The organism is Lunatibacter salilacus (assembly GCF_009797935.1).
Taxonomy (GTDB): Bacteria; Bacteroidota; Bacteroidia; order Cytophagales; family Cyclobacteriaceae; genus Lunatibacter; species Lunatibacter salilacus.
In genome coordinates, this window is record NZ_VOLC01000003.1 from 398522 (window position 1) to 424480 (window position 25959).

The following is a 25959-nucleotide window of genomic DNA, read 5'->3' on the forward strand; positions in this document are numbered from 1 at the left end:
GGTGGTTTTTTAAGTGTTCAAACCTCCGGGATTCTGTCCCGGAGGTTTTTTATTACCATCTTTTTTTTTAAAAACTGCCCAACTGGAATTTATTTTTCATTACTAAAAACATTATTTGATCTGTCAATATCTGCCATAAGTAGGGAGGGATCAATCTCAATGGACTGAATATTTGCTAGCGGCCTATCCAATAAAATTTCTTTTTGTTCATTTGTCCAAGGCCACCTTTCAGTTAAGATTCGCTTGGGACCGTCTGCTTTTTCTGGCTTTTGACCCCTCTGGATGACCAATGGAAGGTATATCTGTTCTTGACTTCCATCGGTATAGGTGACCACCAAGTCTATAGGCATAGGCATGAGACCAATTCTTTCAAGAGTGATTTTTGTCTGTTGACCTGATGCCGACACATCCGAAATAGCATAATCAATGGTTTTGGTGGAAAACACCCAATATTCTTTGAACCAATCCAATTCCAAACCGCTTTGTTTTTCCATTACCCGTATTACATCATTGACATTGGGATGCTTAAATTTCCAAGTATTCCAATATCGTAACATCCCTTTGGCGAGATGTCCTTCGCCCATGATGTACTCCAGCTGAGAAAGGAAAAGTGAACCTTTGGAATATGCAGCAGACCCGTATGCGAAATTGGTGTTAAAATGATCGGCATGTGTAGAAAGCGGTTCTTCCAAACCTGAAGTTGCCAGACGTTCATATCCCGCATAAGAACCCCTGTGAGGAAATCCGGAGGGTACGTCGGAGAAAATATTTGCCATCGTAAGGTTTCCGGCATAGGTGGTGAACCCCTCATCCATCCAGGAATATAGGCTTTCATTGCTACCAAGTACACCGTGGAACCAACTGTGTATCAATTCGTGAACCATCACACCTACCAAGCTTCCAAGAGTTCGTTGACCTGTTATTAGGGTAGACATGGGATATTCCATCCCTCCGTCTCCTCCCTGTATCACAGAGAACTGCTTATAAGGATACTCTCCAAAATGCTCACTCATATAGGTAATAGCCGCGGGAGTATAGCTCTTTAATTTTTCCCAATTTGGGGCAGTTTGAGAATTTTTAATGTAGAGATGGTGGACAGTGATCCCATTGTCCATTTCGATGCGGTCATGTGTGTACTTAGGGTCAGCGGCCCACATAAAATCATGCACCCGGGGGGCATAGAAATGCCAAGTCAATTTTTCACCATCAATTTCCGGAACAGTCACACCAGGATCCTCATATCCGTGACCGATTTCATTGGAATTTTGAAGGTAGCCAGTTCCACCCAAAATATAGGTTTTGTCGATGGAAATGCTTACATCAAAATCCCCCCAAATGCCATAAAACTCTCTACCGACATACGGATTTGCATGCCAACCTTGGTAATCATAATTGGATATCTTTGGGTACCACTGTGACATGGAATAACGTACCCCTTCTTCACTGTCCCTACCTGAGCGCCTAACCTGTAAGGGAACCTGCCCATCAAAACTGGTTTCAAACAATACGGTAGTATGTGGCAATATCGGGTGGGGAAGATCGCCTTCCAAAACGGTTTCTACTTGCTCAAAGGAGACATCCAGTCCGTTCATTTTTAGCTGACTTACATTGAGGTAGCCAACTTCGTTCGGTTTTAGCTTTGAAATTCGGTCCGTAACCCTTCTGTCGGGGTCTACGATTGTTCGGGAGCGAACATCCATCATGCTGTTTGGCTGGAAGGCATTATAATATAAATGAAAAAAAACTCGGTATAACGTGTCCGGAGAATTGTTGGTGTAGGCGATGGTTTGTTTGCCAGTGTACTGGTTTGAAACCACGTCCATGTCTACCTCCATTTGATAACTTACCGACTGCTGCCATCGATCTTCCTGTCCGAAGGAGGCCTGGCAGATACCAAAAGCAGTAATAAGCATTCCATAAAATAATCCATTCAATCTTCTCATCATAAAATTAAATTAAGCCTTAAATATAGGTGGAAATTACAGAAGGTAGCAAACCGCTTATCCTAAGGTGGAAGCAATTAATACTTCTCATCAAACGACTTGACCTTAAGCGGACTTTGCCAAGTAATCACTGTTGAAATAGGGTAATGGTCGGAATAATCCACTTCGCTATGTGTTTTGAAATTTTTAACTTCAAAAACCTCGTCATGGAAAATATGATCTATTCTAAGGAAAAATAGTACTTTGTTATAGGTAAATCCAAACCCCCTGCCAGCTTCTTCAAAAGAATTTTTAAGGATTGTCTTTAAAGAGAAATACGTATAACTATATGGGACGTCATTAAAATCACCAGCCAAAATTACGGGATAGGGGCTGTTTTCAATGTGCTCTTTCAATATTTTTACCTGCTTAGCACGCAAGACAATACCACTTTTTAGTTTTTTAATTGTTTCCCTGTAGTGCATTTTAATGCCTTTTGGATCTGACAACTTACTTGCAGGGATACTCATTGATTCCAAATGGATATTATACACTCGAATCGTGTCTTTGTTAATTTTTAAATCCACGAATATGGACCCGTTGTGGTTCTGGTTATCGAAAGCGATACCTTCATTTATAATGGGAAACTTACTGAAAATCGCCAAGCCAATTGATTTTTTTCTGTTGTTTCCAAAGGAATGATAATAGTTGTTATAGCTTCCTTCTTGACTTATGATTTTCACCGCGTTTCGGGAAGCTGTCGTATAATCCTGCTGAAACTCTTGGAAACACTTGATGTCAGAGGGGTTACTTTTGGCCCATTCAATGGAGTTGGATACTTTTTCTCCTTCGTCATTTCCCCAGTTTTGGTTGAAATTCATCGTGTTAAAGGATAGCAACGTGACACCGGAGACATCTGCTGAGCGTTCATTCCATTGGAAAGTCACCGAGAAGAATCCCCAACCAACTGCCAATGCAATGATCGGATAAATTATCAACCTAGTTCGACCGAATAGAAATAGGATGCATAAAAGCACATTGAACACTAAAAAGGGGGGGATTAATAATGGCAATAGTCCTGTGTAAGATAACACCAAAGGTGAAATATGCACACTCAAAAAGAGGATTAAAGAGATAAAAAAAAATATTAAAACAATAGCCCTCATGTGTTTTCAGTGTAAATGGAATGCATACATACAAACATAGAACATGTAAACGGATAAATCAACGGAGGAGTAAAAGTTATCCCTGCGAATCTGGTAAATAATAAATTCACTAGTGTAGGTCAACTATTATTGCTAAATTGTACAGGAAATCAACAGATAAAAAAATGAGGAAAATTTTCACATTTCAACAAATTATTTTTCTAGCCAGCATCGCTATATTGGTGGGTTGCGGCGAGCAAAAATCTACTTCAGAGGAGGTTGTGGATTCAGCCGAGATCGAAGAAACGGTAGAGGAAACGAGGGCTAGCCCACTTCGTAAAATTGAAGGTAAAATCGGCGATAAAACCTTGAAAGTTCAGTACGGTTCTCCTGCAGTGAAGGGGCGTACCATTTGGGGAGACCTTGTTCCCTTCAGCGAAGTGTGGAGGACCGGTGCCAATGAAGCGACATTTATTGAGAGTGCCCAGGATCTGGTTGTTGAAGGCCAAACCCTGAAGGCAGGTAAATATTCTCTATTCACTGTACCTATGGAGAATGGGGATTGGACGGTAATCTTCAACTCCGAGTGGGATTTGGAGCATGGTCATTTTCAATATAAAGAGGAAAATGACGTGTTGCGAGTAACCTCCACCCCACAATGGGTCAATGAAAGTAAGGAATGGCTTTCAATCCAAGTAACATCACCTGGCTTGGTTGTAGAGTGGGAAAAATTAAAGCTGCCTATTGAAATCAAGTGATCAATTCGTGGGCACGAGTAGCTATTGCCAAACCTTCCCAATACGATTTGGGGAGGTTTTTTGTTTTTTAGGATTTTTTCTTCCCTACTTTTTTCATAATTTAGTAAAAATGTCAAAATGGCCTTTCTTTTGCAATTTAGTTAAGAACCAAACGGGTATTCTTTAATCTTACTATAAAAGACCAACGCAACTATGAGTAAAACAATCATTGTCTCCAACCGACTTCCTGTAAGTTTACAGCATAAAAATGGCAAATTTGAATTTAAACCTAGCGCAGGCGGGTTGGCCACTGGGCTTGGATCCATCTACAAGGAGGGTGAAAATATTTGGATCGGGTGGCCTGGTAATGACGTAGATAGCCCCGCCCAACGCCAAGAGGTAATAGAGGAGCTAAAGAACCTTAAAATGGCCCCTGTATTTCTTACGAAGGAAGATATTGAGTTGTATTATGAAGGTTTTAGCAATGAAACCATTTGGCCTGCTTTTCATTACTTCACCCAATACATTAATTATGAAGATTCGTATTGGAAATCCTATGTGGAGGTGAACCGGAAATTTTGTGATACGATTCTGGAGAAAGCCGAGCCTGAGGACACTATTTGGGTGCACGATTATCAGTTGCTCCTATTGCCTATGATGTTACGGGAGGCCTTGCCCCAGGCAACCATTGCCTTTTTCCAGCATATTCCATTCCCTTCTTATGAAATTATTAGAATGCTTCCATGGAGAAAAGAACTTTTGGAAGGAATGGTGGGTGCCGATTTAATAGGATTTCATACCTACGATGACATGCGGCACTTCTTGAGTGCTGTTGGTCGGATATTGGGACTTTCTAATGAAAGTGGGTACATACAGGCGGATAATCGCCTTGTAAATGTGGATTCGTTTCCCATGGGTATAGACTACGAAAAATTCGCAAAGGCGGCTGTAAGCAAGAAAAGCTTAGCGAATGTTAAAAAATTCAAATCACTTTTGGGTGAGCAGCAGTTGCTATTGACAATAGATAGATTGGATTATTCAAAGGGAATCCCTCAGCGTATTAGGGTTTTCGACGAGTTGCTTGAGGCAAACCCAGAATTTCACGGCAAGGTTTCCATGATCATGGTAGTCGTCCCTTCTCGGGCCAAAGTGAAATCCTACATGGAGTTGAAGGAGGAAATAGATACGTTGGTTGGGAGGATAAACAGTAAATATAGTACGCTTAACTGGGTTCCAGTTCATTATTTTTACAGGAGTTTTCCGTTTAATGAGCTAAGCGCATTCTACGCCATGTCTGACATTGCGCTGGTTACGCCATTACGAGATGGGATGAACCTGGTTTGCAAGGAATTTGTCGCTTCTAAAACAGACAAGAAAGGCGTGTTGATCCTTTCTGAGATGGCCGGTGCGAGTAAGGAACTTGTTGACGCCGTTCTGGTAAACCCCAATGATATGAAGGCTGTAAAAGAATCCATTATTACGGCACTCAATATGCCCGAAGAAGAGCAAATCCTTCGGATCAGTGCCATGCAGGCAAGTTTAAAAAAATATGATATTTTTCAGTGGGTTAAAGTCTTCATGAGCCGGCTAGCTCATGTGAAGGATAAGCAAAAAGACTTTCAGTCCAAAGCTATTGATCAGACATTTATAAATGAGTTGGAAAGTAAATTCAAAGCTGCCAAAAGGCCGGTTTTGTTTCTAGATTATGACGGGACCTTGGTTGGCTTTAAAGCAAGACCTAAGGATGCTTATCCGGATAAAGAATTGATAGACCTGGTGGGCCGATTAGCGGAAAGGTGTCAGGTAGTAATCATTAGTGGAAGGGATAAGGAAACTTTAGGAGAATGGTTTGCCGGACAGCAAGTGGATATGATTGCCGAACATGGGGTATGGATGAAGAAGCAAGGAGTTGATGATTTTGAACTTTATGCTGAGGTGGATGATTCTTGGAAGTCAGATATCCGTCAGGTCATGGATTATTATGTGTTAAGGACGCCTGGAGCATTTATTGAGGAAAAGCACCATTCTCTGGTTTGGCATTATCGGAAAGTGGAAAGTGGACTAGGAGATTTAAGGATGAGAGAATTATTTAGTCATCTCAAATACATGGCCAGTGGGCATAACCTACAGGTCTTGGAAGGTAATATGGTGTTGGAAATTAAACGTCCGGATATCAATAAAGGAAGGGCTGCTACTGCCTTTCTGAAAGGCGAAGAGTATGATTTCATCATGGCTTTGGGTGACGATTGGACAGATGAGGATACATTTAAGGCTATGCCAAAGGATTCGTATACTATCAGAGTGGGATATGCATATACCCAAGCCCATTACAATATCAAGAATCCTACTGAAGTACGGAATTTACTTTCCCAGTTAGTGAGATAGTGACTACGGAAGTATATGGAACCGTATTATACCCTTAGGTAATCTCCTTGCCAATCAGTGATGGCCTTTTTGATGGATAAAGCTTTTAGATTTTGATCGATTGCTTTTTCCATCAAAGGGACCAGTTCTCCGTCACCCGCAAACCTCAACGCAATAAGCTGAGATAGAGATAGTTTTTTTTCCATTTCCGAAAAAGACTTTCCAGTCAACTGAAAATACCTAAGCCTCATTTCCAGCCGTATAATTCTATTCTGGTTTTTGAGGGCATAGATTCTCGCTATTACCGGGATTAAAAATAGTATAATTGCCCCAACTAAAAGGTATATATAAAAACTCAGATCAGACCTGTCAACATAAGCCTCAGCCAAATTATAAATGGACCAAGATAAAAAAACCAATGACAAGGGGGTAATGACAAAATGATGGAGTGGATAGTATCGGATATGATTGCTGTAGGTCTGCATGGGTAACTTAATGAAAGTGGTCTGGTTCGGTGATATGTTGAGAATTGATTATATTTAGGTGTTTCCTCTTAGATTTTCACTTTTCTCTTGCTCAGATTTCTCATTCATACCCAACTCCTCAGTTTTTCTCACGATTTTGCGTATTATGACATCAATTTCCAGAGCTGAATTTTCTAAATGACCGAGGAATTCGTCGAACTCTTCAGACGGAATGATATTGTTTTTTATCAAATCAATTAGTCCAAGCATGCGGGATAGGGGAGCCCTTACTATGTGGGACTGCGTCCATGCGATTTCTTTCAGTCTTTTATTTTGATCTTCAATGATCTGGGTATGGCGGAGTTTCTCCGTTACATCGTTGGCTAAAACGACGGTTGCTTTTCTTCCATTAAAAAAAATTGTGTTGCTCCTAATGTCCACATCGATGATTTCGCCTGATTTTTTTCTATGCTTAAAAAGACCTTGGAAGAAAGGAGTTTCTAAGTTGGTGGTATCTTGAACAGTTTGTTCCATATCAACGCCGTCCTTTTGTCGAATATCCCAGATGGTCATGGACAAAAATTCTGTATGGGTATACCCGTAATTGCTAATGGCTGCTTTATTTACATCCAGACAGTAATGTGTTTCTACATCGTACACCCACATGGGTTGCGGACTTAGTTGGAACAAATCACTGTACCTCAACTCCGACTCTTTAAGTTTAAGCAGGTTTTTGTTCCGTTCTATATTGTAAGTCAGGCTTTTATAAAGTGTGATGGCGGTCAGGTCGTCTTTCAATAAATAATCTGAAGCGCCTAGTGCCAACGATTTAATGGCAAAAGACGCATCCGTATATCCAGTCAGGACGATTACCGGCCTTTCGTTCGCCAGCAAAATTATTGATTTTATCAGATCCTCTCCACTTTTGTCAGGCAGAGAGAGGTCTAAAAAGACAGCATTAAATCGGTGGGAATCATCCTTCAACTTGGAAAGAGCCCCTTTAAAATCCCCTGCTTGAATAATATTTGGGGTCAAAATCATCTCCTCCAAAAAATCTCTGACCAAGATATAGTCACCCAGATTATCCTCGATTACAAGTATATTATATAATTCCTTGTCTTTTCGCATTAATATTAGACTTTCGGAGGTAAGGCTACAACGTTAAACCAAAAATCTTCAATGACCGAAATAGCTTTGATGAAATCACCTACCTCTATAGGTTTGGTTATAAAACAATTAGCGTGATTTTTATAAGATCTTCTAATATCAGAATCCGATGAAGATGTCGTCAGCATAATAACTGGAATCTGTTTCAGGTCATCATGGGTTTTAATAAACTCAAGGACTTCATGCCCACTTTTTTTCGGAAGATTGATGTCCAATAAGATAATGTCTGGAGTTTTTGCCCGGCCGTAAATACCTTCCCTTAGCAAAAATAAGATGGCTTCCTTTCCATCCTTTACTACACTCATCTCGTTGATGATATTCCTTTCCTCTAACGCTTCCTTGGTCAATAAAATATCACCTTCATTATCCTCCACTAGTAAAAGATGTGTTCTTTTCATTCGCTTTAAATGTGTTTCTTTCAATATTTCTTGGTATAGCAAAAATTAATGATGCTACCCAATTTAATCGATTATGACAACCAATTTCTACGTCCAAAATTATTCCTGACGGTATTTGGAAATTAAACTACTATGCAAACTTACAACATCTTAAAGTAAGATTTCTAATTAGCTGGGTTTATTCCAAATTTCACACCGAATTTAGCAAAGTAATTGAATAGAGTATCCTTTGACTTATACTTTTGTATAAGTCCAATTGTGCTTCGTTAACCTAAAATTTAATCTAATGCGATATGTCTTGTCGTGCAGGATTCGAATCTGCTTGACCGTACAGAGGAACTCCTAGTATCGGTGAGGGTAATAAGTACGAAGATTTTTCATGTTAATTACATGCAATTTTTTGAACGGATAGTTCTGACCTATTCATTTTTTTCCTTTTTTACACTAAAATAAAATGTACTTCCTTTCCCAATTTCGGATGTCACCCAAGCATCACCTCCTAAAGTTTGTGCGATTTTCTTTACAATGGCCAATCCGACACCGGTACCCGTATAAGAGTTCTTGTCATGCAATCGTTGGAATATCACAAAAATCTTATCAAAAAACTCTTCATCTATCCCAATCCCGTTGTCTGCAACGGAAAATTCCCAGTTTGTATGCGTTTCCTGATGCCTAATATATATTTCCGGGGAACGATCTTCCGGGCAGTATTTGATGGCATTGCTGATTAGGTTTTGGAAAACCTGTAAGAGTAACACCCGGTGCGTTTTTATCACAGGCAGCCCAGAATAATGAAGGGTTACATGTTCTGTCTCCATGTTGTTCTCTATGTAGGAAAAAGCTTCTTCTACGATTGTTTGGACGTTGACAACCTCTTCGGATATATGCTCTTTCCCCACTCTGGAATATTCCAACAAGTCCAAGATGACTTGTTTCATCCGCCGGGATCCATCCACCGCAAAATATATATATTGTTTTGCCTTATCATCCAATTCCGGACCGTATTTGGTCTCCAGTCGGTTTAGGAAACTGGTAATCATCCGAAGCGGTTCCTGAAGATCGTGGGAAGCCGTGTAGGCAAAGGTTTCTAACTCCTGATTTTTTGACTGGATTTTCTGCAGCGATTCTTCTAAGCGTTCCTGATTTGATTTAAGTTCGTTTTTCAGCAGGAGTTGTTCGTTTAAAGTATCCTGCATTCCTTTAAATACCCGCGGAATGAGGATAGAAAACATACCGTTTAAGAAGATCAGATTAGAGGAAATTGCTACCCACGAAACAAGGTAGAATTCATCAGATGGATGTACAGCGAAAAATTCGAAATAGATGTTTATTCCATAGAGCGTACAAAACACAATATTGATGGCCACGGAGAGAAAAGCGAGTCTTTCAGGGAAAATGATGATCATAAATATGGAAACGGCGAGCAAGTAGACCAAGCCGGGTCCAAAACTCCCAAGCGCATCAAAAATAATGATTGCGAAAACATAAACGATACAGATGAAAAGTACTTTTTTCAACGCAGTTGGTATGGACCTGCTAAAGGCAATTAAAGCTAATAAAATAACTGCGGCTACATCGAAGACTAAGATTGCGTAGAATCCTGCCAACAAAGACGCTATTATACCGGGGATTAAGGCAATTAGGCTAAAGGGAATGATGTAAGTGATGGTAATGACAAACAAATAATCCCTCCAATAAGGCAGACCGGAATCTTTAGTGTTAATATCCAGGAAATTTCCTGAAATATAATCTTCGTATGTTTTCCAGATCTTCAATGGATTAGAATTAGTTTGACATTACAAAATTGAATTGTTTTTAGGCAAAGTAAAGTAAAAGGTGCTACCCTTTTCGGGTGACGACATTACCCAAACTTGGCCATTCAAGGTATCAATTATTTTCTTGACAATCGCTAATCCCATTCCGGAACCTTCCGGATTAAGTATGGGGTTGAGCTGCTGAAAAATGATAAATGCCTTGTCCATATATACATCTTCAATGCCTATTCCATTATCCGCAACTGCTATTTGCCAATAATTTGGATGTTCATCACAGGATACAGATACTTTTGGGGTGACTCCTTCTTTGCAAAAGATGAGCGCATTTTCCAATAGGTGGAATAAAACCTGCTGTAATGGGTGACGGAAGGAATATATTTTAGGCAAACCAGAGTGTTCAATTATGGCTCCGGTTTCAGTAATTTTGCTACTCAATTCATCGCAAATTTCGCCGCAAATTTCTTCCAAAGAAACAATTTCCAATGCTCCTTTTTCTTTGCCAACCCGGGAGAATTCAAGCAAATCCAGGATTATTTTCCGCATTCTCTTTGCACCATCTATAGCAAAATGAATATATTGGTGGGCTTTTTCATCTAGTTTATCGTCGTATTTGCGTTCCAGTTGCGCCATAAATGAGGTTACCATACGAAGTGGTTCCTGCAGGTCATGAGAAGCTGTATAGGCAAATTGCTCTAACTCCGCATTGGATGCAGTCAGATTTCGGGTTTGAATTTGCAACTTTGCATTTAATTTTTCCAGTTCCAAGATCTTTTCCTGAATGGAATTATTGTACCTTTTAGCCAGTAAATAGAGGAGTGCTCCCGTGGCTACTACATAAGTAATACCCTTGTATGTCTGATAATTAACGATGTTTTTATCGTCAAAAAACCACTTTAGCAAAAAGTCACTCAATAGAATCCATAAAACGCCTATTCCGGTATAAAAAATTGTCAATTTTAATTCAGGCTTCATATTTGGGATTTATAATTAAAAATATGTTAACTATTTCTTTGGTAACGTGAAATAAAACGTACTTCCAACTCCTGTTTTAGAATTTACCCATATTTGTCCACCAAGATTTTCCAGAATTTTTTTAACTATGGCTAATCCCATTCCAGTTCCGCTATATTCATTTTTACTGTGAAGCCGTTGGAAAATGATAAACACACGTTCGAAATATTCTTTTTCAATCCCTATACCATTGTCCTCGACAGAGAAAAGCCATTTGTTTTCCGATTCCACCGCATTGATTCGAATGATAGGAGGGATATCTTTTTTTCTGTATTTCAATGCGTTGCCGATCAGGTTTTGAAAAATCTGTACTATTGGAGATCTGAAGGAATCTATAGACGGTAAGTATCCAATCTGAAATTGAGCACCTGTTTCTTCTACCAATTTGCCTTGTAGTTTTAAAACTTCGGATACTATTTTGGTTAAAGATATTTGCTCCAAGGCATCTTCATGTTTTCCGATTCTGGAAAAATCCAAAAGATCTAAAATAATTTGCCGCATTCTTCTCGCTCCATCCACTGCAAATTCAATATATTGGTGCGCTTTTTCATCCAGTTGATGATTGTATTTGTTGTCCAGCTGTGTCAAAAAACTCGTAACCATCCGTAATGGCTCCTGTAAATCGTGGGAGGCCACATAGGCAAACTGTTCTAATTCAGCATTGGAAAGTGCCAACTCTTTGGCGTGTTTCTCGAGTTTCTTGTTCAGTTCCTTAAGGGATTCTTCGTAGTGATTTCTATCAGTGACATCTTGGGTGGCTCCAATCATTCGGGTGACTTTTCCGGACTTATCCCTGAGAATGATGCCCCGGTCGATGACGTAGGAATAACTGCCATCTGCACGCTTGTACCTATATTCGCAGTATAGGTCACAGATTTTTTGGTTTTCAAACAAGTTTTGGAAGTATGCCTTAATTCGTGGCCTGTCATCTGGATGGATCTTTTTTTCCCAAACAGACTGACTCTCATTACTCATGCCAGATTTATATCCAAATAGTGTTCGATAACCTTCACCGTGGTACATTTCACCAGTGATGGCATTATAGTCCCAAATCGCATCGTTAGTGGCTTTGGTTACGATTTCAAACCGCTCGTTGGATTCGCGTATCTGCTCAACGTATAATTTTCGCTGGGTAATATCTTTAAAATAAACCGAGATTCCGCTAGTATTGGGGTAGGCACTTATCGAATACCAGACTTCCAAACTTTCAAAATAGAGCTCATAATTTAAGTTTCCGTTAAAGGTTTTGATTTCTAGAAATTTATCAAAAAGGGTTATTTTGTGATTTTCTTTTACTACGTCCCAAAGATTATTATTGAGGATACTTTCTTTTTTGATTCCCAAAAATTCCTCCGCTTTTTTGTTCCAATAGGTTACGGTCCATTCATTATCCACACTATAAAATGCGTCTCCTATACTTTCTAGTATTGTGTTTTTTTCTTCGTAAGCAAGTAGGAGTTTATTTTCGGCATGCTTTCGGTCGTGAATATCTTGAAAGCTGCCGTAAATCCGGATAGTTTTCCCCTCTCTAATTTCCGCATTTCCTATGGTACGTATCCACTTTTCATTCTTCCTAGACGTGAGGATAGGAAATTCAAAGTCAAATGGAATCCCTTGCTCAAGGCAATTAAGTAGGTAAAGATGAACCTGTTCCCTGAAGTCTTCGCGATAAAAGCCCACAAATATTTCCAATGTGGGTTGAAATGGCCCGTCTACCTCATGGATTTCCAAACTGATTTTGGACCAGGTCTGGAATTCACTTCCAACTACCATTTCCCATCCTCCAATCTTAGCAAGTGAGGTAGCGCTATCCAGTAAATTTTGAAGCGTTTTCTGAATGGTCATGTCCTTAGCTACCGAGAATATAAGCTCCTCCTCCGATGAAGGCGTGGTAGACCAGGCTAGCCAGATGGTTTTACCTGACTTTGTAAGATACCTGTTCTCAAAATAAGAGGCCTGTTTTAAGGAAGGTAATAGTAAAAAGCGTTCAGCTGTTTTTTCTCGATCACCCGGATGGATCATCTCCATAAAGGGTATAGAAAGAAGTTCCTCTTCCGAGTATTCCAAAAGTGTACAAGCGGCCGGGTTGATTTTTTTAAAATATCCATCTAATCCGGATATACAGATTATATCTGGGGCTGTATTAAACAGGTTCTTTAATTCTTCTTCCAATTGCTTTCTCCTGATTTCCCCGCCCAGGAATGTTTCTAGGTTCTGAAATAGCGTTTTGTAGGAAAGTAATTCATTCGCATTTCCCCGACTTCCAAAAACCAGAACTCCCAGTAAGGTATCGTTGTGTACAAGAGGCAATCCGAGGACCGCATTCAAACCGGAACGAAGCGCACCTGCTTTTCTGGCAAATTCAATTTTTGAATCGACTTTGTCCCATATTTCGATTTTGCGGGTTTGCCAGACATACCCGGGAATTCCTTCATTAAATGAAAAGGAATTTTGGTGTCCACACTCCACATAAAACAATTCGGAAGTTTCATTTGCAAGTGCCTTTCCTAGGAGGTTGATTTTTTTCCGGTCTGCGCTGACAAGCCAAGCTTCAGCCAAATCAAAGTGTCCAAATTCTATCAAATGAGAAAGAACCAATTCCAAGGTTGGAATTAACTTGTTTTCTTGCGAAAACATCTCACTTATCCCATCTAAAAGCTGCTTCTGATAGGCTTCATTCTTCTGTGCTGTGACATCACGCTGAATAGAAATCCAATTAGAAATGGCACCATCGGAATTTGTTACGGGAGCTATGGAGAGGTTATTCCAAAATTCCTGCCCGTCTTTTTTATAATTAAGAAGTGTAACTTCACAGTGTTCCCGATTTTCGAAGGCTTGATTTAGTTTTTGAATATCTTCTTTATTGGTATTGGGACCTTCGAGAACGCTTGGCGATTTGCCAATTATTTCTTCGGGGGTATAGCCAGTAACCCGGCTAAATGCTTCATTGATATATAGAATTTGATGTCCATTTTCTGAATCTGAAACAGCGTTTGTAATTACTATAGAATCGTTAGTGTTTGTGATTACCTTTTCCATAAGCTTTAGGCGCTGCTCTTCCTGCTTCTTTTGGGTAATATCCTGCATGGCACCTATCACCCGGGTAGCCTTACCATCTTCACGCCTTATTATCAATGCTTTGTTAGATACATGGGCATAGGATCCGTCGGCTTTGAGATAGCGGTGTTCAAACCACCAGGTGGTTTCACGACTCTTAATTGTTCTTACAGCATGTGTCAGTAGCTCCTCAATTTCTTCTGGATGAATTCGTGCCATTACATTTTCCTCATCGCTTATGCTTGCATCGTAAACGAAACCAAAGACTTTTTGGTAATTTTCCCCCCAAATTACTTGGCCTGTATAGACGTTCCAGTCCCATATAACATCCGAAGTGGCTTGTGTGGCATAAATGAATCGCTGATGGCTGTCTTTGATTTCCCGTTGTGCCTGTTTTCTCTCCGTAATATCCTGTGCCGTTCCGTAAAGCCGTACAATCGTACCGACAGCGTCTTTTTCAATGTAACCAAATTCTTCAATGATCCTTTTTTCTCCTATTGGAGTGGTGATTTTATACTCGATGTTGAATGGTTTACCCGATTTCTGGGCATATTCGCTTGTTGATCTTACCAATTCTTTATCCTCAGAATCAACCAAATCAAGGAATGAATCAGGCGTTTCTTTAAATGTCTCTTTATCCGTGCCAAATACCTTGAATAATGAGTCCGTCCAAGTCAGCTTGCTAGAATTAAAATCATAATTCCAGCTACCCATCTTGGCCAAGATCTGGGCTTCGTTTAGTAGTTTTTCGTTTAGGATACCCTGTTTTTGTGCTTCTTTTAGTTCTGTGGCATCTCTCGCTATACAGAACATCAACTGATCTACTTCATCCCATCTTGCGGACCATATGAGGGGAACCCGTGTTCCGTCTTTCCTGTTATACTCGTTTTCAAAATGGGTAACAGATAGACCAGCCATTATTTCAACTGAAATCTTTTCTGTTTTTTCCTTAGTTTCCGCAGTAACGAACGAGATGAATGGTTTCCCAATCATCTCGTAAGGATCATAGCCAAAGACATTCCTACAAGCGGCGCTGACGGAGATGAACCTCCCTGATGCGTCTATGGAGCATATTACATCCATGGAGGACTCTAGAATTTTCCTCAGCTCTGAATTGGTTTTTTCAAGCGATTGTTCCGCTAATTTGAGGTTTGTAATATCTAAGACAATTACATCCCATATTGTGCCGCCATCGATGGTTTTTTTTGGATTTCCCGTGCCCTGATGCCAATTTATCTCCCCAGTAGGTCGAATTATTCTCCATTCTGACAACCATCTAGTCAGGTTTTCAGATGAATATCGCATACTATTCGCTATCGAGGAAAGGTCATCCGGATGTATCATGTCCCAAACCAACTTACTGTCTTCCATAACGGCTTCAGGCTCAAGACCCCATAATGATCTTGATCCATCGTTCAGCAAGAAAATGGAATCCGAACCATCCTTTTCGAGCTTATATCTAAAAACTGACCCGGGGATATTATTGGAAACGGAGGCCATTTGATGTTCCATCTCCTTAACTGAAGTAATGTCCTGCATAGATCCGTAAATCCGTGTTATCTTCTCTTCATATTGATCCAAATTACCAAGTGACCTAACCCACTTTTCCTGACCATCGGCCGACACCAATTCCAATTCTAAATCAAAAGAGCTTCCTTCCGAGAGACACTTTTCAATTGATTTTGAAATTTGCTCTCTATTTTTTCCAGCTTTAAAAAATTCCAATCCATTGTTTATATCCAATATGACATCATCTCCTATGCCAAATATTTCCCGGATAGTCCGTGTCACGCTAAGGGTTTTGGTGGTCAGATCGTATTCCCACGCACCTATCTTGGCTATCTTTTGGGTTTCTTCCAAGAGCTTTTGCATCTTGTTTTGTTCGGTGATATAGGTTTGCAGATCCTCTTTTGTAGATGCCAACTCCTCTTCCAACTCATGAACTCGGTTAGCTTTGAAACCACCTTCGTTTTTGGCCTGATCGCTTGCGATAAATCCCTCAATTTCCAATTTTTCAAAAATGACTACAAAGAGCTCTTCGAACGTGGGGGTATAGTTCAGCGGTTTAGCAGTAATCCTCACATAATGCAAGCTCCCAAACAAATCAAACTTTTTTATTTTACTTTTAAAACTGCTCCGATCTTTAATTGCGTTGGCAAGTACAGTGCGTACTTCCAGTTGTACCTCCGGGTTGACCTTCTTAATAAGGTTGTCTTGGATAGTGCCACTGCTGAGACTTAAAAATAGCCGCACATCACCACTTACCTCCAAAATATCATGATCCTTATTTACCACCACATAGGGATGTTCGAAGGTGTTAAAAAGTGTTTCCTTGACCAATTCGGCGATTTTCAATTCTTTTGCATCTTCATTTTTGGACTTAGTGGTGTCTGATTCAAATCTATCCATAGTATTAAGCTGGATTATGGTAATTAATGGGGATTGTAAAATAAAAAGTGCTGCCTACATGCAATGTTGAATCCACCCAAATTTGCCCGCCCCAATTCTCTACAATTTTTTTAACCAGCGCCAAACCCATGCCGGTGCCTTCATAGGCATCTTTTGGATGAAGCTTTTTAAAAATGACGAAAATATTATCAAAATATTCCTCCTCAATTCCGATTCCGTTGTCTGCAACGGCAACTATCCAATGGCCTTTTTCTTGCTGTACGGTGATAGTCATTGTCAAAGGGATTTGTATTTTTCTGTACTTTAGCGCGTTGTCTATTAAGGCGATCATTACCTGAATAAGCTGGTTTTTGTACCCCCAGATGACAGGAAGCCGATTAATTTTAAAAAACGTTTCTGACGACTTAAATTTTTCCCGAAGCAGATATTGAACTTCCTGCATGATTTCACTGAGATTTACTTCTTCAAGAGTTTCCTCCTGTTTTCCCACTGTTGAAAACTCCAGTAGATCCAAAATTATTTCTCTCATCCGTTTGGCTCCGTCTACTGCAAAATGAATGTAGGTTTGGGCTTTGTCATCCAGTTCATTCCCATATTTTCTATTAAGTTGGGTAAGAAAACTGGTGACCATTCGTAAGGGTTCCTGCAGGTCATGTGAGACCACAAAAGCAAATTGTTCTAATTCGGTGTTGGAAATGGACAATTGTTTTGCCCTGTCCTGAAGCGAAAGGTTTAACATTTTAAGTGATTCCTCATACGTTTTACGATATGAGATGTCTTGGGTGGCTCCTATTAACCTAATTGGGGTGCCATTTTCATTTCGAATGATCATTCCCCGATCTGCCACATAGGCATATTCCCCGTTTTTCATCCGGTACCGGTATTCGGTCTGGAATGATCCACTTCCCGAACTATCGGTTATGGCCCGTTCCATTAAATTATTGATTTTCAACTGGTCGTCAGGATGAATTCGGTCTTGCCAAATATCAAAGCTATACGGTTCGTGAAGGTAATCATATCCGAAAAGAGTCTTAAACCCCTTACCCATAAAAACGGAATTCGTTGTCATATCCCAATCATAAATGGCATCGTTGGTTGCCTCGGTCAATTTTTCATACCTTTCGTTGGACTGATTTATTAATTCTTCGGATTTCTTTTTTTCAGATATGTCTTTTAGGTAGGCGGTAACTCCATTATTGGAGGGGTACAGGTTCACTTCAAACCAGGCTCCTGCTTTGGCGTAATGGGTTTCAAATGACGTGGCGTCTTTTGTTCGGTTTGTTTGGTAAAATTTGGCAAGGAATCCGGGATCAGTTATTACGTCAAAGAAATACCAGTTATTTTCCAATTTTTCGCCTTCTCTTTTAAGTTGTAGCAATTCATTGGCCTTTTTGTTCCAATAGGTGACTTTCCCTTCATAATTAATAGTGAAGAATGCATCGCCTATACTTTCTAGAATATCGATTTTTTCCTTGTTTGACTTGTGAATTAGTGAAACATGGTCCTTTCTTTCCATCGCAATCCCTAGATTTGACGTGATGGATTTAAGAAATGAGATCTCATCAACTGACCAAACTCTCTCCGCAAAGCAATCGTCAAAACCTATATAACCGGAAAACTCTCCAAAATTAAAAAGAGGTATTTGTAGGATTGATTTAATTTGGGATTGCTCTAAAATAGCTCTCGTTGGACCATCCAAATCTTTGGCTAAATAGGCAAAAGGCTCTCGGGTTTTTACCTTCTCCAGAAACTCCGGGTGATCTGCAAGACGGAGATGTTGGTAGTCAGGATTGGTAATGTCGGCACTAACAATCCCATTTGTCCATTCATAAAGGAGCTTAGCGTACAGTTCGTTTGTTTCGGGATTGGTATGGCATTGGAAATAGTATACTCTGTCAGCTTTTACTGTTTCTCCCATCAGCCTCAATACCGCATCCACTACGTGTTCCCAGTTTTCATATTGGAACAGAAGTTCTACAGCTCTTGAATTGGACTGAATAAGGGTTGATTTGTAAGCGATTTTTTGACTAGATTCGTAATTTTCTATTCCCGCAGAGATTCTTGCTACGCTTCTTTCTAAAAAAGTATATTCTTCTTGGGACCATTTTCGAATTTCAGAGCATTGGTCACATCCAATAAATCCGAAAAATCCCTGGTTGATAACAATAGGTGCTAAGATGGCTTGTTTAATATTTTGGTCATTAAATACATCCAATAAATACGAATTGGTTATCGAACTGACTTCCAGGAGCTGAGTTTTCCTATTTTTTAATAGAGGAATCAAGTTACCCAAAAGGGAAACCGGCACATTCGTCATGTCAGGATCGTCAATGTGGGGGGGAGTTCCATCGGCCGCCCATTCTATCCGCTGACTTATTACTTCTTCGCTATTGATGGGGTTTGTTCCATATTCAAAATAATAAACCCGGTCCACAGATAACAACTCCCCGATTTTCTGGAAACACCTTTCCATCGCAGCCCAAATAGAATCTGCCTCCAAAAGAATCCCCTCTATCTCTGTGAGGGCTTCCATCAATAACGTTTTTTTCGCAAGTTTTACTTGGACACGTTTTAACCTGTCAATATCCTGAATACTACCAAATAATCTTGTATAAGTAGTTCCGTCTCCCTCTGTATCGCCTATAATTCTGACCCATTTGTCTTTTCCTTTATATGTTTGGATGCGGAGTTCTGCATCAAAAGATTTCCCCGATTTTATTGCTTTTTCAGCCGCCTCTCTAATGATTTGTCTATCCACGCCAGGTTTGAAAAACTTAACAACCTGGGGAATTCCGATTGAAACCTGTTCTTTTTTTTCTAGGATTTCAAAGCCGACTGCCGATAAATAAGTTGTGTTTTTCTCAAAATCGATTTCCCAACTACCGATTTTTGCAAGTCGGGTTGCATAACCAAGTAGATTTTCAAGTTTTTTTCGTTGATCACCTATATGAAGCCCCTGTCCAATACCAATAATTTCTTCCAAACTAAACGTTTGTCTTTTAGAGTCCTTTGAATTAACAGAAAATAGGGTGGATTGAATAAATGCTGAGTCACTTTCTAGGACATCTTCAATATATTTAGTCTTCTTCGGTTTTTCCGCACCAGAAATAGGAGCGGAGGATACTTTGTTTGAGCTTTTTCTCTTTATAGTTAAACGTCTGTCTTTTTCGGGAAAATATATCCTCTTAGGCAGTAACGATTCCTCACCGACGACCTGTCGGAAGGTGATTTCGCCAGATAGCGATTTTTTTAACGTTTGGATTTCTGCTTCTGAAAGCGGATAATTAGTGATGTAGGAAAGGTATCCAATGTATGGAAGTTGGGATAATATATCAGTTAAGCTTTCTAAATTGAGTACATGGGAATTTATTGTAATTGCAGTCACAGATAAATCTCCTGGTGTAAAAGCTGATAATGAGGTATCATTAAGTCCTGAAGCTTTGATTAAAGAGTTTAATTGTTTTTTTTCTTCCATGATGTTAAAAATCCAATAGCCCCGATCACTTCCTTTTATGGATACTAACTCCTTAGCGGCAATTCGCAATTTTGAGGCATCTTTTAAACTCAAATTTCCAAAGAAATTTCATTTTCATTCGAACGCACCTTTCAGGAAAAGTATCCTCTGAAATAATCAAAAATCATTTCGCATACCCTAATTATGTTAGATGTTATACTTTTTAGCACTTTGAAAAAGTACTTAAAAATCGGTGATTTGCCAACAAAAGTACCTTTTAATTTGACATTAGCTCCATTTTAGTTTTTTTTTTGCTTGCAATGGAATGGGAGTTTATTTTTTGATGCCTTTTCAAAATTTCAAAGGGAACACTTGCAGCGGAAGTGTAAATAGCAAAAAACTATATTTTAGTGACCATTCCCGGATTTGTGTATGTAAACTTTTATTAGGTGCAATTAAAGGGAAAAGGAGAATCATAGAAGTGGAAACCTCTTCTATTATGACGATACATTTTCAGATTCTTTTCGGATTTAGGATTCCTTTTAATATTTTCAGTATTTTAGCAATCTCGTAGAAAAATTCTACGAATTTGATTTACTAAGTAATTCATGAACAAAAGAAGAAAGATTCTTGCAGCATTGTCAGGATTATCAGTTGCTGCAATTTTTTATAACCCACTACAAGCTAAAAAAAAGAAAAACACCATGATTGTACACCAAGTATTTTTCTGGCTGCATAAGCCGGAAACCGATCTCAAGGATGTAATGGAAGGATGCCGTATTATTGGAGGTCTAGCCAGTGCCAAAGATTATTTAGTAGGTGTTCCTGCTAAAACCCCGAAAAGGGATGTCGTTGAGGACAGCTACCACATTGCTTTGACGGTTTATTTTGATTCTATGGAAGCCCATGATATCTATCAGGAAGACGCCGACCATTTGAAATTCATAGATGACCATAAACACAAATGGGCCAAAGTGCAAGTGTATGATTTTGAGGTATAATTGTAGATACCGGAGTTGAGATAAGGATTACTGGAGTAGGCTTTTGTTTACTACCACGTTCCACCAAATGATCCCAACAAAAACTCAACGATTAATCCATTTCACTTAAATTAACTTCCAAATAATGTTTCCTCCAAAGTCAATTTTTGAATAGAACCACAGAGGAGTACACGGAGGTAAAACAGAGTACACAGAGAAATTTCTAAAAAAACGCTGTGCACTTTGTGCCTTCTTTGTGTCCCTCGTGTTCTTCTTCTAAAATAGAACCACAAAGGACACGGAGGTTTCACAGAGGGCACAGAGGTATTTTAAAAAAAAACTTTGTGCTTTTAGGGGTTTTTTAGGGGAACCACAGAGGAACACAGGGGTAAGGTAGGAGGACACGGAGAAATTTCTAAAAAAACTCTGGGCTCTTTGTGCCCTTCGGGGTCTTTTTAGCTAGAATCAGAATTGATTTCATGATTGATGGCGCCGGGTTTTTCTTTCCCGCTTTATTTTTTTGCTCTATATTGATATTTCCAATTCACCTAAACACTACTGATTGCCTGCTACAATAATTAAAATCAATCCGGCCAGAAATAAGCCAAACATGGCTGCAATTAAACCGTTGGTCCCTTTTGGAGCAAACTTAAATTCTTTCCAGATAAATACTCCCCAGAAGGCAGCTACCATAGTTGCTCCCTGTCCGAGACCATAGGAGATAGCCGGTCCGGCCTGTTCTGCAGCGATGATGCTGAAAGACATCCCGACACACCAGATGACTCCACCTAATATGCCCACCAAATGGATGCTTGGTTTACCAGCAAAATACATTCGGTAACTCACAGGGTCGCCTTCCACAGGCTTACGCATCAGGATGGTGTTGAACAGAAAATTACTGACTAGGATGCCCAATGCAAATACGAAAACAGCCGAATAGGGCGTAAATTTGCCAGAGGTGGGGTTTTGAAAGTTCAAGGACATGGACTGTTGCACAAAAAAGTAAAACAGGGACATTAATAATCCACCAAGCAATGCCAGTCGGAGACCTTTTGAGGGAGGTTTTTGATTCTGATTGCTAAGTTTTCGGTAAGCCAAGGCATCAAGTACGATGGCAACGGTTACCAAACCAACACCTGCAAAAAGAAAAACAGGGTCACCCTGCTGCTCGGAAAAGTAATTGATTAAAACTCCCAATACCAAAGCTAACCCTATGCCTACCGGAAATGCAACGGCCATGCCGGCAATGGCGATAGCAGCTACAATTAAAATATTGGCCAAGTTAAAAATAACCCCTCCCAAAAAAGCCTTGAGATAGCTGGTCAGTTCGGCTTGTTGTAAATCCGCTACAAAGGACCTTCCTCCAGAACCGTTACTACCCAATGTAAATCCAAAAACCAGAGAAAGTAAGACAATACCGATTACATAATCCCAGTAAAAAAGTTCAAACCTCCATGTCGAGGCAGCTAATTTTTGGGTATTGGCCCAAGATCCCCAGCAAAGCATTGTAATGAAGCAGAAGATAACAGCCAATGAGTAAGATTCTATGATATACATGGTGAAAAGTTCAGTTAGCGTTGGGGATTAAATCTTTTAAGAAAATATAAGTTAACTTATAGGAATTCAGATGTCAAATATTAAAGGAGGCTGAATTGGTTAATTTAGCCATAACGTTCAACTACCGCTTGCCGGAGTGGGATGGAAGCTTGCGCTCCCATTTGAGTCACAGAAAGTGCTGCGGCCCGATTGGCAAATGTTACCGCTGTCACCCAATCCATTCCTTCCGCTAAAGCCACCGCCAGTCCGCCATTGAATGTGTCTCCCGCAGCAGTACTGTCGACTGCGTCGACCTTTGGTGCAGGTATTATTTGGTGGAGATCCTTCGAATGCAGATAGGCACCGGCCGCACCTAAAGTAATCACCACATTCTGTACGCCTAACGAAATCAATTTCTCCGCGGCTTTTTTGGCACTCGTTTCATCGGTGACCTTAATACCAGTGATTTGTGTTGTTTCCGTTTCATTGGGTGTGATTGCATAGACATACGGATATAGTTCCATAGGCAACACCGCCGCGGGGGCAGGATTTAGAATTACTTTTTTGCCCTGTTGGAATGCGGACTTTGCCGCAAATAAGACTGATTCCATGGGTATTTCCAGCTGCATAAGTAGGATTTCGCAGCTTTGAATCAAAGGCAAATGCCTTGCTAACTCGTCAGGAGTTAAGGACATATTTGCGCCGGATGCTACAACAATTGTATTTTCGCCGTTTTTATCCACAGTAATAAGTGCGACTCCGGAAGGTAGGGAGGGATGCTTGTGCAGACCCTGGGTGTCAATGCCTTCCTTTTGGAGATGTTGACACGTTTCCTGTCCAAAAATATCATCACCCACTCGGGAGATAAAAGTGACATTTCCCCCCAATCGTGCGGCGGCTACGGCCTGATTAGCACCTTTTCCACCCGGGTTCATAAGGAATTTTCCGCCAAGGATAGTTTCACCCGGGGATGGGAAATGGTCAGCAAGAATTACCATATCCGTATTGGCACTTCCAACCACCGTAATATTACCAGGTTTTGTCATAGTTAGGTTTATTTGAAGTCAATGTACGTAATATTTCTAAAAATCTCCTAAACCAGTTTTACCGATAGGAGTTTGATCAACATTTTTTATGAAAAGTCTGATTTGTCCGGCTAACCCCATTTAGTTACTCAATTCCCGGGATAGGTAAATACTTGAGTGCTAGCAAGATTAAAGAATTTATAGTAATACCATAAATCCGCAGCATTTTCCTATAGCTAAGTGATCCTTATGATGCAAAACCTTCCAGGTTTCACCCGTTTAATAGTAACAACTTGCTGATCAACAAAAGCTGGAAGGTTTACGCATATAAGGTATTACTAAGCAGGTTAAACGGTCTTTTTAGAGGAGATCAAAAGGGATTGGATTTCCGCCAATTCTTCGGGCCTTAAGTCACGCCATTTTCCCACCGGCATGTCCATTGCAATATTCATGATGCGGATGCGTTTCAGCTTGACCACTTCATAGCCCAAATAGGCACACATTCTGCGAATTTGACGGTTCAACCCCTGAGTGAGCACGATATTAAAGCTTTTTTTCCCTAATTGCCGGACTACGCAGGGAGTGGTAATGGTATTCAAAATGGGTATCCCTTCACTCATTTTCTTTACAAAATCAGGATCTAGGGGACGGTTTACCGTTACCACATATTCTTTCTCATGATTATTTCCTGCTCTGAGAATTTTATTGACAATATCTCCATCGCTAGTCAGCAGGATAAGCCCCTCACTGGGCTTGTCCAGCCGGCCAATGTGGAAAATGCGTCTTGGATGGTTAATAAAATCGATGATATTGTCTTTTTCGTTTTCGGTGTCAGTGGTACAAACAATTCCTACTGGCTTATTTAAGGCCAAATAAACATGGTCTTCCTTTGGTTCACGGATTGGCTTGCCGTCTACAGTCACCCGATCCTCATCGGAAATCTTCGTTCCCATTTCGGGTATTTGCCCGTTAATCATGACCCTGCCTTCCGCTATCAGACGGTCGGCCTCCCTTCTGGAGCAGTAACCTACTTCACTCAGATACTTATTGATTCGGGTAGCCATGATTTGTAAATTTAATCTAGTTCGTTTATCCAAGCCCCAATGTCCTCCATGACTTTCGGGCTAAAGGTTTCTTCAATTTCCCCATACTCGGATACAGCTCCAGTTGTGGAAGTCTGAAAGAGGTGGTTGAGATTGGGATAAGTCTTTATTATCCGGCCTGTGCTGTTGCCGGATAGGTCCTCCAAGGCACGATGGTTCAAAGATGCATTTACCTGAGTGTCTTTCCCTCCAAAGCCAGCCCATACCGGTACGCTGATTTTTTCAATCATTTGCGAAGGTTCTGTTTTTATAAAGACAAAAAACCATGGGTCCAGCAATTGTTGGTAGGCACTGACCTGTTGTTCTATATGTTTTGTCAATTCATCTCCGGATAGACCCATTTCTTTGCCTTTCATTTCTACAAATGATGCCATGGCTGCTTTGGCCTTTTCTTCGTCTGGTGAATTTTTAACTACCTTAAAGAGTTCCCGGTTGTATTCAGACTGCTCTCTCGCCAGATCTTCATCTCCGCTGCTGGCGATGATGACATCGAATGCCTGCTGTGCCATCAGCTCATTAATGGGCACTACCGGTGGAGCAAGAGCTACAAGAAAATTTGGCAGCTCCGAACCCGCCGCTCCCAGAATCCAGGCAATCAATCCTCCTTCACTATGTCCCATAATGCCGATTTTGTCTTTTTGGACAAATTCATATCCCTGCAAGCGCTGCATTGCAGCGTGAGAATCACTAGCGAAATCATAACTGGTAATTCCTTTAAAGGTGCCTTCAGATTCTCCCACACCCCGCTCATCGTAACGAAGGACTACGATGCCTTTTCTGGTAAGGTAGTCGGCCAACACCCAAAAAGGCTTATGGCCAAAGATCTCACTATCCCTATTTTGAGGTCCGGAGCCCGAAACCAACACTACTGCAGGAAAGGGCCCCTGACCAGAGGGCTTGGTAATAGTTCCCTTCAACGCAAATCCTTCAGGTCCGTTAATAAAGGTGGTTTGGATGATTTCATAAGGGAACGGGCCGATAGGCTCTTGTGGTCTGTTCAGCTCTATGGTCTCTTCTTTGGTCATTTCGATTTTAACCAAGGATAGGGGAAGACTTAAGCCCGCCTGCATAAATTGACCTTGAAATGCGTCTCCTTGATAAATCCCCTCAAAAGCAGCCTGCAGTTGCTTCATTTCCATCGTGAGGAGTTGGCCATCATATAGCACCTTGGATACCGGAATATCTTTGGCTTGTTGGCTGGGGCTGTCCATAGTGGTTTTCCACCCATCTCCATCAGGTTGGAAGTGAAAGATCAAAGGTAACTTCTGTAATCCCACGTCCAACTCACCCTTCCAACTCCCGGTAAGGTCTTGTTGGGCAAAAGCAATAGGGGTTAGAAAAATGCAAACGAGAATAAAACCTACAAGGAGAGAAAGGGTGCGTTGAATAGTTGTCATGTTCTAATTTAAGTA

The 25959-nt window shown here is 40.4% G+C and carries 16 protein-coding genes; 3 read left to right on the forward strand and 13 right to left on the reverse strand.

The genetic code is table 11. The features are described from left to right. Positions 1 to 89: 89 nt before the first annotated feature. Positions 90 to 1946 carry a M1 family metallopeptidase gene (locus FQ608_RS06525; RefSeq protein ID WP_158857007.1) on the reverse strand — a complete coding sequence of 619 codons (1857 nt, stop codon included), beginning with the start codon at positions 1944 to 1946 and terminating at the stop codon, positions 90 to 92. Between the two features lie 74 nt (positions 1947 to 2020). Continuing rightward, positions 2021 to 2920 (reverse strand): endonuclease/exonuclease/phosphatase family protein, encoded by a 900-nt coding sequence (locus tag FQ608_RS06530; RefSeq protein ID WP_317168897.1) that lies wholly within the window; start codon positions 2918 to 2920, stop codon positions 2021 to 2023. 332 nt (positions 2921 to 3252) lie between these two features. On the opposite strand from FQ608_RS06530, the gene FQ608_RS06535 reads away from it, so the two are divergent. Beyond that, on the forward strand, positions 3253 to 3825 hold the full coding sequence (locus tag FQ608_RS06535; RefSeq protein ID WP_158857009.1) for a DUF2911 domain-containing protein: 573 nt from the start codon (positions 3253 to 3255) through the stop codon (positions 3823 to 3825). A gap of 192 nt (positions 3826 to 4017) precedes the next feature. Then, on the forward strand, positions 4018 to 6189 hold the full coding sequence (locus tag FQ608_RS06540; RefSeq protein ID WP_158857010.1) for a bifunctional alpha,alpha-trehalose-phosphate synthase (UDP-forming)/trehalose-phosphatase: 2172 nt from the start codon (positions 4018 to 4020) through the stop codon (positions 6187 to 6189). 26 nt (positions 6190 to 6215) lie between these two features. Here the strand turns inward: FQ608_RS06540 and FQ608_RS06545 are convergent, their stop codons facing one another. The 7 genes from FQ608_RS06545 to FQ608_RS06575 all read right to left on the reverse strand — a co-directional run bounded on the left by FQ608_RS06545 (position 6216) and on the right by FQ608_RS06575 (position 20017). Beyond that, complete coding sequence (locus FQ608_RS06545) at positions 6216 to 6653, reverse strand: DUF6526 family protein (protein ID WP_158857011.1); 438 nt, start codon at positions 6651 to 6653, stop codon at positions 6216 to 6218. Between the two features lie 54 nt (positions 6654 to 6707). After that, entirely contained in the window at positions 6708 to 7760 is a 1053-nt protein-coding gene (locus FQ608_RS06550; RefSeq protein ID WP_158857012.1) for a response regulator, read from the reverse strand. Between the two features lie 5 nt (positions 7761 to 7765). Next, entirely contained in the window at positions 7766 to 8197 is a 432-nt protein-coding gene (locus FQ608_RS06555; protein ID WP_158857013.1) for a response regulator, read from the reverse strand. A gap of 419 nt (positions 8198 to 8616) precedes the next feature. Then, positions 8617 to 9972, reverse strand: a complete 1356-nt coding sequence (locus FQ608_RS06560; protein WP_158857014.1) for a sensor histidine kinase — start codon at positions 9970 to 9972, stop codon at positions 8617 to 8619. Positions 9973 to 9993: 21 nt separating this feature from the next. Beyond that, complete coding sequence (locus FQ608_RS06565) at positions 9994 to 10944, reverse strand: sensor histidine kinase (protein WP_158857015.1); 951 nt, start codon at positions 10942 to 10944, stop codon at positions 9994 to 9996. Positions 10945 to 10974: 30 nt separating this feature from the next. Then, on the reverse strand, positions 10975 to 16449 hold the full coding sequence (locus FQ608_RS06570; RefSeq protein ID WP_158857016.1) for a PAS domain S-box protein: 5475 nt from the start codon (positions 16447 to 16449) through the stop codon (positions 10975 to 10977). Between the two features lie 4 nt (positions 16450 to 16453). Further along, on the reverse strand, positions 16454 to 20017 hold the full coding sequence (locus FQ608_RS06575; protein ID WP_158857017.1) for an ATP-binding protein: 3564 nt from the start codon (positions 20015 to 20017) through the stop codon (positions 16454 to 16456). Between the two features lie 494 nt (positions 20018 to 20511). Between FQ608_RS06575 and FQ608_RS06580 the strand changes: the two genes are divergently transcribed. After that, positions 20512 to 20904, forward strand: coding sequence for a Dabb family protein (locus FQ608_RS06580; RefSeq protein WP_234364094.1), 393 nt, complete (start codon positions 20512 to 20514; stop codon positions 20902 to 20904). Positions 20905 to 21438: 534 nt separating this feature from the next. Here FQ608_RS06580 and FQ608_RS06585 read toward each other — a convergent pair. From FQ608_RS06585 to FQ608_RS06600, 4 genes are all read right to left on the reverse strand, one after another. Beyond that, positions 21439 to 22440 (reverse strand): GRP family sugar transporter, encoded by a 1002-nt coding sequence (locus FQ608_RS06585; RefSeq protein WP_158857018.1) that lies wholly within the window; start codon positions 22438 to 22440, stop codon positions 21439 to 21441. 104 nt (positions 22441 to 22544) lie between these two features. Further along, positions 22545 to 23465 (reverse strand): ribokinase, encoded by a 921-nt coding sequence (rbsK, locus tag FQ608_RS06590; RefSeq protein WP_158857019.1) that lies wholly within the window; start codon positions 23463 to 23465, stop codon positions 22545 to 22547. A 326-nt stretch (positions 23466 to 23791) separates the two neighbouring features. After that, positions 23792 to 24508 carry a 23S rRNA pseudouridine(2604) synthase RluF gene (gene rluF, locus FQ608_RS06595; protein ID WP_199856323.1) on the reverse strand — a complete coding sequence of 239 codons (717 nt, stop codon included), beginning with the start codon at positions 24506 to 24508 and terminating at the stop codon, positions 23792 to 23794. Positions 24509 to 24519: 11 nt separating this feature from the next. After that, a complete protein-coding gene (locus tag FQ608_RS06600) occupies positions 24520 to 25944 on the reverse strand; it encodes an alpha/beta fold hydrolase (protein WP_158857020.1) in 1425 nt (474 codons plus the stop codon). Positions 25945 to 25959: the final 15 nt, after the last annotated feature.